13 protein-coding genes and 2 pseudogenes are annotated in these 12026 nt (G+C 71.6%); 8 read left to right on the forward strand and 7 right to left on the reverse strand.

The window, feature by feature from the left end:
- Positions 1-6: 6 nt before the first annotated feature.
- The 4 genes and pseudogenes from ACLJQE_RS16755 to ACLJQE_RS16770 form a co-directional block, all read left to right on the forward strand.
- Positions 7-1296 carry a cysteine desulfurase gene (locus ACLJQE_RS16755; protein ID WP_410640136.1) on the forward strand — a complete coding sequence of 430 codons (1290 nt, stop codon included), beginning with the start codon at positions 7-9 and terminating at the stop codon, positions 1294-1296.
- On the forward strand, positions 1293-1742 hold the full coding sequence (gene sufU, locus ACLJQE_RS16760) for a Fe-S cluster assembly sulfur transfer protein SufU (RefSeq protein ID WP_410640137.1): 450 nt from the start codon (positions 1293-1295) through the stop codon (positions 1740-1742). The genes ACLJQE_RS16755 and sufU overlap by 4 nt, the downstream gene beginning before the upstream one ends.
- Positions 1739-2140 carry a metal-sulfur cluster assembly factor gene (locus tag ACLJQE_RS16765; protein ID WP_410640138.1) on the forward strand — a complete coding sequence of 134 codons (402 nt, stop codon included), beginning with the start codon at positions 1739-1741 and terminating at the stop codon, positions 2138-2140. Before sufU ends, ACLJQE_RS16765 begins: the two co-directional genes overlap by 4 nt.
- A gap of 70 nt (positions 2141-2210) precedes the next feature.
- Positions 2211-2321, forward strand: a pseudogene (locus ACLJQE_RS16770) (hypothetical protein); the annotation flags it as partial.
- Between the two features lie 113 nt (positions 2322-2434).
- Here ACLJQE_RS16770 and ACLJQE_RS16775 read toward each other — a convergent pair.
- The 4 genes and pseudogenes from ACLJQE_RS16775 to ACLJQE_RS16790 form a co-directional block, all read right to left on the reverse strand.
- Positions 2435-4390 carry an ABC1 kinase family protein gene (locus ACLJQE_RS16775; RefSeq protein WP_410640139.1) on the reverse strand — a complete coding sequence of 652 codons (1956 nt, stop codon included), beginning with the start codon at positions 4388-4390 and terminating at the stop codon, positions 2435-2437.
- Between the two features lie 51 nt (positions 4391-4441).
- Positions 4442-4642: a hypothetical protein gene (locus ACLJQE_RS16780; RefSeq protein ID WP_410640323.1), complete on the reverse strand. Its 201-nt coding sequence runs from the start codon at positions 4640-4642 to the stop codon at positions 4442-4444.
- Positions 4639-4920: a hypothetical protein gene (locus tag ACLJQE_RS16785; protein WP_410640331.1), complete on the reverse strand. Its 282-nt coding sequence runs from the start codon at positions 4918-4920 to the stop codon at positions 4639-4641. The genes ACLJQE_RS16780 and ACLJQE_RS16785 overlap by 4 nt, the downstream gene beginning before the upstream one ends.
- 97 nt (positions 4921-5017) lie before the next feature.
- A pseudogene (locus ACLJQE_RS16790) lies at positions 5018-5224 on the reverse strand (hypothetical protein); the annotation flags it as partial.
- Between ACLJQE_RS16790 and ACLJQE_RS16795 the strand changes: the two are divergent.
- The 4 genes from ACLJQE_RS16795 (at position 5154) to ACLJQE_RS16810 (ending at position 8739) form a co-directional block, all read left to right on the forward strand.
- The gene (locus tag ACLJQE_RS16795; protein ID WP_410640140.1) at positions 5154-5450 is read left to right on the forward strand and encodes an Lrp/AsnC ligand binding domain-containing protein; all 297 of its coding nucleotides are present in this window, start codon (positions 5154-5156) and stop codon (positions 5448-5450) included. The pseudogene ACLJQE_RS16790 and the gene ACLJQE_RS16795 sit on opposite strands and share 71 nt — an antisense overlap.
- 57 nt (positions 5451-5507) lie before the next feature.
- Positions 5508-6734, forward strand: coding sequence for a sensor histidine kinase (locus tag ACLJQE_RS16800; protein ID WP_410640141.1), 1227 nt, complete (start codon positions 5508-5510; stop codon positions 6732-6734).
- The gene (locus ACLJQE_RS16805) at positions 6731-7384 is read left to right on the forward strand and encodes a response regulator (protein WP_410640142.1); all 654 of its coding nucleotides are present in this window, start codon (positions 6731-6733) and stop codon (positions 7382-7384) included. The genes ACLJQE_RS16800 and ACLJQE_RS16805 overlap by 4 nt, the downstream gene beginning before the upstream one ends.
- A 119-nt stretch (positions 7385-7503) precedes the next feature.
- On the forward strand, positions 7504-8739 hold the full coding sequence (locus ACLJQE_RS16810) for a DUF222 domain-containing protein (protein ID WP_410640143.1): 1236 nt from the start codon (positions 7504-7506) through the stop codon (positions 8737-8739).
- 89 nt (positions 8740-8828) lie between these two features.
- Here the strand turns inward: ACLJQE_RS16810 and ACLJQE_RS16815 are convergent, their stop codons facing one another.
- Genes ACLJQE_RS16815 through cysD form a run of 3 tightly spaced genes read right to left on the reverse strand, consistent with a single transcriptional unit; the run spans position 8829 to position 11977 of the window.
- The gene (locus ACLJQE_RS16815; RefSeq protein WP_410640144.1) at positions 8829-9200 is read right to left on the reverse strand and encodes a VOC family protein; all 372 of its coding nucleotides are present in this window, start codon (positions 9198-9200) and stop codon (positions 8829-8831) included.
- A 33-nt stretch (positions 9201-9233) separates the two neighbouring features.
- Complete coding sequence (gene cysC / locus ACLJQE_RS16820) at positions 9234-11045, reverse strand: adenylyl-sulfate kinase (protein ID WP_410640146.1); 1812 nt, start codon at positions 11043-11045, stop codon at positions 9234-9236.
- The gene (gene cysD, locus ACLJQE_RS16825; protein WP_410640147.1) at positions 11045-11977 is read right to left on the reverse strand and encodes a sulfate adenylyltransferase subunit CysD; all 933 of its coding nucleotides are present in this window, start codon (positions 11975-11977) and stop codon (positions 11045-11047) included. Before cysD ends, cysC begins: the two co-directional genes overlap by 1 nt.
- Positions 11978-12026: the final 49 nt, after the last annotated feature.

Raw genomic sequence — 12026 nt, forward strand, 5'->3', positions numbered from 1 at the left:
GGCCCGATGACCACCACCTCGGCCAGCTCTGTGCCACTCGACGTGGCGGCCCTGAAGGCCGACTTCCCCATCCTGTCGCGCACTGTCCGCGACGGGAAACCCTTGGTGTACCTGGACTCCGGGGCGACCTCGCAACGCCCGACGTCGGTGTTCGACGCCGAACGCGACTACGTGTTCACCTCGAACGCCGCCGTGCACCGCGGTGCGCACCAGCTGTCCGAAGAGGCCACCGACGCCTACGAGTCCGCGCGCGCGAAGATCGCGGAGTTCGTCGGCGCCGAGCCCGAGGAACTGGTGTTCACCAAGAACGCGACCGAGGGCATCAACCTCGTCGCGTACTCGATGAGCAACGCCGCCACGGCCGGTCCGGAAGCCGGGCGCTTCCGCGTCGGCCCTGGCGACGAGATCGTCGTCACCGAGATGGAGCACCACGCGAACCTCGTGCCGTGGCAGCAGCTGTGCCAGCGCACCGGGGCGACGCTGAAGTGGTTCAAGGTGACCCCGGAAGGCCGCCTCGATCTGTCCGATGTGGACGAACTGATCACGCCGAAGACGAAGGTCGTCGCGTTCGCGCACCAGTCCAACGTCCTCGGCACGGTCAACCCGGTCTCGCTGCTCGTCGGGAAGGCCAAGGCCGTCGGCGCGCTCACCGTGCTCGACGCGTGTCAGTCGGTGCCCCATTTCCCCGTGGACTTCCACGCGCTGGGTGTCGACTTCGCGGTGTTCTCCGGGCACAAGATGCTCGGCCCGTCCGGCATCGGCGTCCTCTACGGCCGTTCCGAGCTGCTCGAAACGATGCCGCCGTTCCTGACCGGCGGATCGATGATCGAGATGGTGCGCATGGAGGGTTCGACCTTCGCGCCGCCGCCGCAGCGGTTCGAGGCCGGCGTGCCGATGACGTCGCAGGCCATCGGCCTCGGTGCGGCCGTCGACTACCTCACCGCCATCGGCATGGACCGCGTCGCGGCGCACGAGCACGAACTCGCCGCGGCGGCCCTCGAAGGCATCGGCGCGATCCCGGGCGTCCGGATCATCGGGCCCACCGACCTGGCGGACCGCGGCGCGACCGTGTCGTTCGTGATCGACGGCGTGCACCCGCACGACGCCGGCCAGGTGCTCGACAGCCTCGGCATCGCCGTCCGCGTCGGCCACCACTGCGCGTGGCCGCTGCACCGGGCGTGCAACGCGCAGGCGACCGTGCGCGCTTCGTTCTACCTGTACAACGACCTGTCCGAAGTGGACGCCCTGGTGGCGGGGGTCCGCGAGGCGCAGAAGTTCTTCGGGGTGGGGCAGTGAACCTGGAGAGCATGTACCAGGAGATCATCCTGGACCACTACAAGAACCCGCACGGGCGCGGCCTGCGCGACCCCTTCGACGCCGAATCGTTCCAGGTCAACCCGACCTGCGGCGACGAGGTGACGCTGCGGGTCAAGCTCGACGACGGGAAGGTCGCCGACGTCTCCTACGACGGCCAGGGCTGCTCGATCAGCCAGGCCTCGACGTCGGTCTTGACGGATCTCGTCGTCGGCCACACGCTTGAGGAGGCGTTCACCACCATGGACGCCTTCGTGGAACTGATGCAAGGCAAGGGAAAGGTCGAGCCGGACGAGGACGTGCTGGAGGACGGGATCGCCTTCGCGGGCGTTGCCAAGTACCCGGCCCGCGTCAAGTGCGCCCTCCTCGGCTGGATGGCTTTCAAGGACGCCGTCGCCCGCACGACCAGTGGAGCTGAAAAGGCATGACCGAAGAAACCGCCACTGCCGCTCGGGAAGGTCGGACCGCCGCCGACCTCGATGCGGAAACCACCGCGAAGCAGGACCTCGACCTCGCCAAGATCGAGGACGTCGAAGAGGCCATGCGCGACGTCGTGGACCCGGAACTCGGCATCAACGTCGTCGACCTCGGACTGGTCTACGACATCCGCGTCGAGCCGGACAACACCGCGACGATCGACATGACGCTCACCTCGGCGGCCTGCCCGCTGACCGACGTCATCGAGGACCAGACGTCGGCGGCCCTGACCTCCGGCGGCCTCGTCCAGGACTTCCGGATCAACTGGGTCTGGATGCCGCCGTGGGGCCCGGAGAAGATCACCGAGGACGGCCGCGAGCAGCTGCGCGCCCTCGGCTTCACCGTCTGATTCCCGGTTCGCCCCGAGCGGGTCACCTCCCGAGGTGGCCCGCTCGGTGTATAACGACCTACACGGCACGTTCGTCGCGACCCTCCAGCCGGACGCCCACTTCGGCCGCATCCTCGCCGCGTACGGCGGGGTGTTCGTGGCGGGATCGCTGGCCTGGGGCGTGGTCGCGGACGGCTACCGCCGCATCGTGGCTCGCGACCGGGGCGGCGACGAGGGGGCCACCGCGGCAACGTGGGTTCGTCGTCGCCACCGGCACCGTCCTCACTCCGGCCCCGCTGCCCGCGGTCACCGCGTTCACCGACGCGGGCCTGCTGATCGTGACGCTCGTCCGGCACTCCGGAAGACGACGAAAAGCAGCCGCAGGCCCACCAGGGCGCTGATCACCAGCAGGTTGTAGCCGAACACCTGGTGCAGCGTCAGGTCCGCGGCGACGCGCGGCCCGCCCGAGCCGGTCAGCAGGAACACCGCCATCAGCCCGGTCGCCGCGCCCACGAAGGCGAGCAGGGCTTCGTGGACCAGGCCGGTGACGACGTCGCGGTCGCGTTCGTCGGAGAACAGCCGGACGTTCACCGACAGCCTGCCCTCCTCCAGCGCCGCGCCGATCCGGTCGATGCGGCGGGGGATGCGGCGCAGCACCGGCAGCAGCGCCGCCAGTTCGCCGGCCGCCGTGCGGCCCAGCGAGCCCGGCCGCAAACCGGCGCCGGCCTGCTCGACGGCGAACGCGCGGGCCTCGGCGACGACGTCGAAGCCCGGATCCAGCGCGGCCAGGGTGCCCTCGGCCGTGGCCAGTGCGCGGAACACCGCGGCCACCGGCGGCGGCACGCTGAGCCGGAAGTCCGCGACCACGCGGAACAGGCCGGTGAACAGGTCGAGGTCCGGGGTGCGGCCGGGGCCGAAGTGCCGGGCGACCAGGGCGCCGAGGGCGCGTTCGAGGCGCTGTTCGTCGATCTCGCCGGTGCGGTCGACGATCTCGAGGAGCCCGTCGCGCAGGGCCGCCGGGTCGCCGCGGTCCAGGGCGAGCAGCAGGTTCTGCAGGCCGCCGCGCAGCCCGGTGTCGAGGCGGCCGACCGAGCCGAAGTCGAGCAGGCCCAAGCGGCCGTCACCCAGCAGCATGAGGTTGCCGGGGTGGGGGTCGGCGTGGAAGACGCCGCCGATCAGCACCTGGTCGAGCAGGCAGCGCAGGAGCGACCGCGCCAGCCGCGTGCGCTCGGGCGCCGGCAGCGAGTCCTTCGCCGTGGCGAGCGGCCTGCCGTCCATACGGGACATGACCAGCACGCGGCCGGTCGAGAGTCCCTTGTGGACCTTCGGCAAGCCGACGTCGGGTGTCCCGGTGGCGGCGACGGCGGCGATGTTGCGGGCTTCGATGGTGAAGTCGAGTTCCTCGGCCAGCGCGGCGGCGAACCCCTCGGCCAGGTCGGCGACGCCGAGCGACCGCGCCCAGCCCGCGCGGTCCTCCAGCGCCGCGGCCACCCGCCGGACGACGGCGATGTCGCGTTCGGCCTGCTCCCGCACGCCCGGCCGCTGGACCTTGACCACGACGTCTTCGCCGCTGCGCAGCTTCGCGCGGTAGACCTGCGCGACCGACGCGGCGGCCAGCGGTTCGGGGTCGAACTCGGCGAAGACGTCGTCGGGGGAGCCGCCGAGCTCGTCGGCCAGCAGGGCCCACACGGCGTCGGCGCGGGCGGGCGCGACCTGGTCCTGCAGCCGGCCGAGCTCGTCGGCGAACACCGGGGGCAGCAGGTCCGCGCGAGTGGAGAGCAGCTGGCCGAGCTTCACGAACGTCACGCCACCCTCCTCCAGCGCGCGGCGCAGGGACCGCGCGAGCTTGGCGTGCCGCCCCGGCGCGAGGCCGGGTTCGCGGCGGCCGGTCAGGTAGCGGCCGAGGCCGTGCTTGACCGCGATCCGGCTGATCTGCGCGTACCGGCGGGTGCGGGAGAGCCGTCCCCGCAGCCGGCCGAGCCCGACGCCGTTCGGCAGCGCCAGCTCCGCGACGAACAGGAAGAGCAGCGTCGCGAGGAACGCACTGCCCGCCAGCGGGATCAGCAAGCCGAGGGCCGCACCGCCGTTGCGCAGCAGCGAAACGGGGAACGCCTGCGCGATGCCGCCGGCGACGAGCCACCCGAACGCGGCGGCGCACAGGGCGCGCACGGCGCCGATCCGGACGCCGAGCACCCGTCGCGCCGCGGCGACGAGCGGCCACAGCAGGAGCACGTAGAGGGGGAGGGTGAGCAGGCCCAGCAAGATGTCCATCGGTTCCCTTTCGCCGGTGCCGAGCTGACCACGGCGGCCACCACCGGCGGCTCACGCGGCGGTGGGATCGGCCTCCCTCCCGTGGGGGAACGGCTTCCGGCCGTGCCGGCCCTGCTTCCCCCGGTGCAGGCCGAGGGTGACCCCGGCGATGACGACCGCCCCGCCGAGGACCTGCACGACCGTGAGCCGCTCGCCGGCCAGCACGACGGCCCAGACCAGGCCCGCCACCGGCACGACGTTCAGCAGGTTCACCGCGACACTCGCCGCCAGCCGCCGAAGCCCGTGGTTGTCCAGCAGAAACCCGCCACGGAACAAAGCCCCGCCAGGAACGCGATCCGCAGCAGGTTCGCCGCGCTGGGCACACTCCAGCGGTCCACCTCGGACAGCGACAGCAGCACGAACCCGCCCGCTCCGGCGACGTTGTACGCCGCCCAGGCGACTCCGCCCGCGATCAAGAACAGGTCGCCCCACAGCGAGTGCGAGCCGCCGCCCCGGACCACCAGCCAGACACCCGCCACCGCCACCAGCATCCCGGTCAGCCGAGCCGGGGGAGAACTCGGCGCGCCCGGACAGGGCCGGCGTCAAAATCGGGTACGCGGCCACGATCAACGTCGCGTCCGAAGCCGACGCCAGGTCGACGCCCACGTTCTCCAGCGCGAAGTACGCCGTGATCCCCAGCAGGCCCGCCAAGCCGGTGAACAGCCGCTCCCGGCGCGAGGGCAGGCGGCGGCGATCCGGCCCCGCGTGCACCGCCACCCCCAGGATGACCGCCGCCAGCACGAACCGCAGCGCGCCCAGCGTCATCCGGTTGCGGCCGCCGGACCGGGCCGTCATCGAGTCCTTCCGGGCCTTCGTCACCGGCCTGCCCGAGGTGCTCTCCGTCTTCGTCATGTCCGGCAGCGACGACTTCCTGCTGCACATCGCCGTCGCCGACAACGACCACCTGAGCGGGTTCCTCGACCGGCTGACCCAGCGCCGGGAGATCGTCGACGTGCGGACCTCCGTCATCTTCGACCACTTCCGCCGCACCGTGGTGACCCCACCCGGCGGCGAGGGCTGACGCGGTTCCACCGCGAGAGGGAGGCGCGCCCGGGCGGGCGGCTGCGAAGATCGGCCGGTGCGCATCCTCCGGCCCCTGACGAGCAAGGCGACCTACCGCCGCTGGGTCTACCTCGTCCTCGGCGGCGCCATCAGCGTGCCGTACCTGCTGTTCTCCGCGGTCGCCGTGCCGTCGCTGCTGCCGTTCGTCACCACGCCGGAACGGGCCACCGTCATCGGCGGGCTGTTCACCCTGGCCGTCCTGGGCGGGACGGCGTTCCTGCCCGCCGTCCACGTCCTCGAGTCCACCGCGGTCCGGGAGCTGCTCGACGACCCGGTGCCGGACGCGCCCGCGAAACCCCACACCCGCCCCGGGCGACGGCGCGCCGCGGTGATGTTCGTGCTGCACGTCGGCGCCGGGTTCGTCGTCAGCTTCTTCAGCCTCGCCGCCCCGGTCGCGGTCGGGCTGTCGATCAGCGCCGTCTTCACCGGCCGGCTCTTCCAGACCGACGAAGGCGAGGCCGTCACCGTGCCGACGGGCTGGCCGTCGGTGTGGCTGCCCGTGGTCTTCCTGCTCGGCCTGGTGGTGCTGATCCACGTCGTCAGCGTGGCGGGCGGGCTGCTGCGCCGGGCCGCGGCCGCGCTGCTCGGGACGACCGCCGCCGACCGGATCGCCCGGCTCGAACGGCGGACCGAGCAGCTCGCCGAACGCAACCGGCTGGCCAGGGAGCTGCACGACTCGGTCGGGCACGCACTGAGCGTCGTCACCCTGCAGGCGGGTGCCGCCCGGCGGACGCTGCGCACCGATCCGGACTTCACCGAACGCGCGCTCGGCGCCATCGAGGAGTCCGCCCGCACCGCGCTCGACGACCTCGACCACGTCCTCGGCCTGCTGCGGGAGGAGGCGGCGGGCCGGACGCCGCAGCCGACGCTGGCCGGGCTGCCCGCGTTGCTCGAAACGACCCGGCTCGCCGGCACCGACGTCACCGCCGACCTCGGCGGCGACCTGGCCGCCGTGCCGCCGGTGGTGTCCCGCGAGGTGTACCGGATCCTGCAGGAATGCCTGACCAACGCGGTGCGCCACGCCGGTAGGGTCCCGGTGACGGTGGTCGTCGGCGTCGCGGCGCACGAACTCCGCGCGCGGGTCGCCAACCCGCTGGGGAGCGGCCCGCGCCGCTCCGGCGGCGGCCGTGGCCTGCGGGGGATGGCCGAGCGGGTGGCGGTGCTCGGCGGGGAGTTGTCGGCCGGGCCGGTGGACGGGCAGTGGGAGGTCGTGGTGCGGGTGCCGTGGGGGAGCGGGCGATGAGCGTGCGCGTGTTGCTGGTGGACGACGAGCCGCTGATCCGGGCCGGGCTCCGGGCGATCATCGACAGCGAGGACGGCCTTTCGGTGGCCGGGGAGGCCGCCGACGGCGCCGAGGTGCCCGGGCTGGTCGCCCGGCTGCGCCCCGACGTCGTGCTGATGGACGTGCGGATGCCCGCGGTCGACGGGATCCGGGCCACCACGCACCTGATGTCCACTGTGGACGAGCCGCCGAAGGTGATCGTGGTGACCACCTTCGAAAACGACGACTACGTCTACGACGCGCTCGTCGCGGGAGCCAGCGGCTTCCTGCTCAAGCGCGCCCGGCCGGAGGAGATCGTCGCGGCGATCCGGACGGTGCTGGCCGGCGACTCCCTGCTGTTCCCGGCGGCGATCCGCCGGCTGGCCGCCCAGCACGCCCCCGCCCCGGCCGCCGACGGCCTGCTCGGCGCCGGCCTGACCGAACGCGAGCGCGAAGTGCTGCGGCTGATGGCCGCCGGACTGTCCAATGTGGAGATAGCAGGAGAGCTGTACGTGGGCGTCCAGACGGTGAAGACCCACGTGGGCAACGTACTGGCGAAACTCGGCGCGCGGGACCGGACCCAGGCGGTGATCCGCGCGTACGACTCGGGCTTCGTGACGCCGTCGCGCTGATTCGGGGCAGGCTGGGCTCTCTGACTGCCGTTTCCGGTGTTCTTCTGTCCGGACAGCCGGGCGGTTTTTGCACCCGTTCGTGTGATGAACGTGTGTTCGATGATTGGTAGTTTGGAGGTATGACCAGCAACGCAGTGCTCTCCTCCTCTTCTAATGCGGTGGCTTTGGCCGATCGCATCGGTGAGCTGGTGGCGTGTATGCGGTCTGCGGAGGCGGAGCTGGGTGCTGTGTTGGTGGAGGTTGAGCGGCGTGGGGTGATGGAGCTGTTCGGCTACCGCTCTGCGGCCCGGTTGCTGGAGCAGCTTGCCGATATCCCGAAGTCCGCCGCTGAACGGATCGTGAAGCGGGCCCGGCTGGTGAATCCGGGTCGCAATCTCGACGGGAGCCCGATTTCGGCGTTGGCTCCGGCGACCGGTGTTGCTGCCCGGGCGGGGCGGTTGAGCAACCCGATGATCGATGTGATCACCGATGTCCTCGGCCAGGTTCCGCCCGAGCACCACGCCAGCGCCGAGGCCGACCTGCTCACCTTCGCTGCCGAGGCTGGGCATAAGCAGGTCGCGGCGTTGGGGGCTCGCATCCTTGCCCACCTGGTCCCTGACGGTGAGGAACCTTCCGTCGCCGACCCGGTGATCCCGCCGCGGGAGCTGTTCCTGCGGCGCCGACGGTCCGGCACTTGGGAGTTGAACGCCCGGTTCGATGACGAGACCGGCACCCGCGCCAGCGCCCTGCTGGATGCCTTGGCCGAACGCCGGACCAGCGATGAGGGCCCTGACCTTCGTACGCTGCCGCAGCGTTACGGTGATGCCTTCTCCGACGCGATCGACCTGGCTCTCAACTCTCCGGAGTTGCCGATGCAGGCGGGGGAGCGAGCGCATGTGATGGTCGCGGTGTCTCTGGAGGAGTTGAAGTCTGGGGTCGGTACGGCGACCCTGGGCGACTCCGGCACCATGTCGGCCGCCGAGGCCCGCGTGCATGCCTGCGACGCGATGGTCATCCCCGCGGTCTTGGGTGAGAAGAGTGAACCTCTCAACCTGGGGCGGCTCCGGCGGTTGATTTCCGCTGGGCTCCGCCGCGCCCTGTTCCTCCGAGACCGTGGCTGTGCGTTCCCCGGCTGCCATCGGCCACCCCGGCACTGCCAGGGCCACCACATCCGTCACTGGGCCGACGGTGGTCCGACCGATCTCGGCAATCTGGTGCTGATGTGCGCCCACCACCACCGGCTGCTGCACCACTCGGGGTGGGAAGTCCGGATCGCCGCCGACGGCCTCCCCGAATTCCTCCCACCAGCGTTCATCGACCGACGCCGAAAACCCAGACGCAACAACCTCCACCAACCACTCCCCTTCGCAGCCTGAACACGGGAAAGGCCCGCAGCCACACGGCTACGGGCCCACACCCACGCGCTGACTTGCGCCGGGCTCCAGGGGCGTCGCGGTCGGTGGCCTCAGTCGAGGCAGAACTCGTTGCCCTCGATGTCCTGCATCGTCAGGCACGACTCGTTGTCCTCGTCCGCTTCCTGGAGCCACAGGCGTTTCGCGCCGAGCTTCTCCAGCCGCGCGCCCTCGGCCTCGAGCGCGGCGAGCCGCTCGGCGCCGGTGAGACCCGTGCCGACCCGGACGTCGAGGTGCACGCGGTTCTTGACGACCTTGCCTTCGGGGACGCGCTGGAAGTACAGCCGCGGGCCCACCCCGGTGGGATCGGTGCAGGCGGAGCCCTCGCTCTGCAGCTCGTACCCCAGCACCTCGCACCAGAACCGGGCGACGCGCTCGGGGTCCGCGCAGTCGAAGGTGACCTGGACCTGCCTGACCGACGTCATGCAGCCCAGCCTAGGGGCGCCGGCAACAGGATTTCAGCCGAGGTCCTCCAGCAGGGCCTGGATCGCCGCCGCCATCGCCGCCGGGTCGCCGTCGGCCGGGCGCAGGACCAGGTCGGGGGACGACGGTCGCTCGTAGGGTGCGTCGATGCCGGTGAAGCCGGTGATCTCGCCGGCTCGCGCCTTCGCGTACATGCCCTTCGGGTCGCGGGCCTCGCACACCTCCAGGGGTGTGTCGACGAAGACCTCGACGAACGGCAGGCCTTCGTGGACCGCCCGCGCCCGGGTCCGGTCGGCTTCGTACGGGCTGATCAGCGACGCGATCGCCACCACGCCGGCGTCGGCGAACAGGCGTGCCACCTCGGCCACGCGCCGGACGTTCTCCGCGCGGTCTTCGGGGCTGAATCCCAATCCGGCGTTGAGCCCGTGGCGGAGGTTGTCGCCGTCGAGCAGGTAGGCCGGGCGGCCCGCCGCGACCAGCCGGCGTTCCAGCTCGACCGCCACCGACGACTTGCCCGATGCCGAGAGCCCGGTGAGCCACACGGTCGCGCCGCGGGTCGGGCGGTCCTCGCGCCGCACCGCCGCGGTGTGCCAGACGACCGGGGACGCCGGGGCGCCGGTGATCATGCCCGCCGCGACCGTGTCGCCGGTGTGCTCGTCGACCAGCAGGAAACCGCCGGTGGCCCGGTTGCGGCGGTAGGGGTCGAACAGCAGTGGCGCCCGGGTGCGCAGGCGGATCCGGCCGATGTCGTTGAGCTGCAACGACTCGGCCGTTTCGTCGCGGTGCAGGGTGGTGACGTCGAGGCGGTACTCCAGCCGGTCGACCGTGCCGCGGGTCTCGGTGGTCGTGTGCCGCACCGCGAACGAAGCGCCCGGTGTCAGGGAAGACCGCGAGGAGAACCAGCAGACCAGGGCGTCGACCTCGCGGGACGGCTCCGCGCGGTTGCCGGGGCGGCAGAGCATGGTGCCGCGGCCGAGGTCGAGGTCGCCGGCCAGCTCGATCGCCACCGCCTGGCCCGTGAACGCCTCTTCGAGGGGCTTGCCGCCCGGGCCCCAGATCGCACGCACCTTCGACGTGAACCCTGAAGGCAGGGCCACGACGTCGTCGCCGGGCTTGAACACCCCGCCCGCGATGGTGCCGGCGTAGCCGCGGAAGTCCGACCGGCGGATGACGTACTGCACCGGGAACCGGGCGTCGATGAGGTTGCGGTCGGAGGCGACGTGCACCTCTTCCAGCTGGTGCAGCAGCGAGGTTCCTTCGTACCACGGCATGCTCGCGCTGCGGTGGACGACGTTGTCGCCGTGCAGCGCCGAGACCGGCACGAACGTCAGGTCGGCGACGTCGAGTTTCATCGCGAACCGGCGGAAGTCCTCCCGGATCTCGTCGAACCGCTCGCTCGACCACCCGACGAGGTCCATCTTGTTCACGCACACCACGAGGTGCCCGATCCCGAGCAGCGACGCGAGGAACGCGTGCCGCCGCGACTGCTCGAGGACGCCCTTGCGCGCGTCCACCAGAACGAGTGCCAGGTCGGCGGTGGACGCGCCGGTCACCATGTTCCGCGTGTACTGCAGGTGCCCCGGCGTGTCCGCGATGATGAACTTGCGCCTGGGCGTGGCGAAGTAGCGGTGGGCGACGTCGATGGTGATGCCCTGTTCGCGCTCGGCCCGCAGGCCGTCGGTGAGCAGCGCGAGGTCCGGGTAGTCCTCGCCGCGGTCGCGGCTGGCGCGCTCCACGGCGGCGAGCTGGTCGGTGAAGATCGCCTTCGAGTCGAACAGCAGCCGGCCGATCAGCGTGGACTTCCCGTCGTCCACGCTCCCGGCGGTCGCGATCCGCAGCAGCTGCATCAGAAGTAGCCTTCCCGCTTGCGATCTTCCATGCCCGCTTCGGAAATCCGGTCGTCGGCCCGGGTCGCCCCGCGCTCGGTGATCCGGGTGGCGGCCACCTCGGTGACCACTTCGGACGGGGTGGCCGCCGACGACTCGACGCAGCCGGTGCACGTGGCGTCGCCGACGGTCCGGAAGCGCACGGTCGCCTCGTACGGCGTCTCGCCGTCCACAAGGGACAGGAACCGGGTGGCCGCCAGCAGCATGCCGTCCCGCTGCACCACGGGCCGTTTGTGCGCGTAGTACAGCGGCGGCAGCGCGATGCGCTCGTCCCGGATGTACTGCCAGATGTCCAGCTCGGTCCAGTTCGACAGCGGGAACACGCGGATGTGCTCGCCGCGCCGGTGCCGCCCGTTGTAGAGGTTCCACAGCTCCGGGCGCTGCGCCCGCGGGTCCCACTGGCCGTGCTCGTCGCGGAAGCTGAACACGCGCTCCTTCGCGCGGGCCTTTTCCTCGTCGCGGCGGGCGCCGCCGAAGACGGCGTCGAACCCGCCTTCGCGGATCGCCCGCAGCAGCGTCACCGTCTGCAGCCGGTTGCGGCTGGCCCGCGGGCCGGTCTCCTCGACGACGCGGCCGGCGTCGATGTCGTCCTGCACGCTCGCCACCTCCAAGCGCAGGCCGAGGGCGGCGACGGTTTCGTCGCGGAAGCGCAGCACCTCGTCGAAGTTGTGGCCGGTGTCGACGTGCAGCACCGGGAACGGCAGGGGAGCGGGCCAGAACGCCTTGGCGGCGGCGTGCAGCATCACCACCGAGTCCTTGCCGCCGGAGAAGAGCAGGACCGGGCGCTCGAAGGTCGCCGCGACTTCGCGGAAGACGTGCACGGCCTCCGCTTCGAGCGCGGCCAGGTGCGAGAGCTCGTACGAGGTCACGGACACCGGAAAAAAGTAGAACATGTTCTTGTCTTTGGTCAAGCCGTGCGGGACGCTGTGTGCATGGACGCTG

The organism is Amycolatopsis sp. lyj-346 (assembly GCF_046548975.1).
Classification (GTDB): Bacteria; Actinomycetota; Actinomycetes; order Mycobacteriales; family Pseudonocardiaceae; genus Amycolatopsis.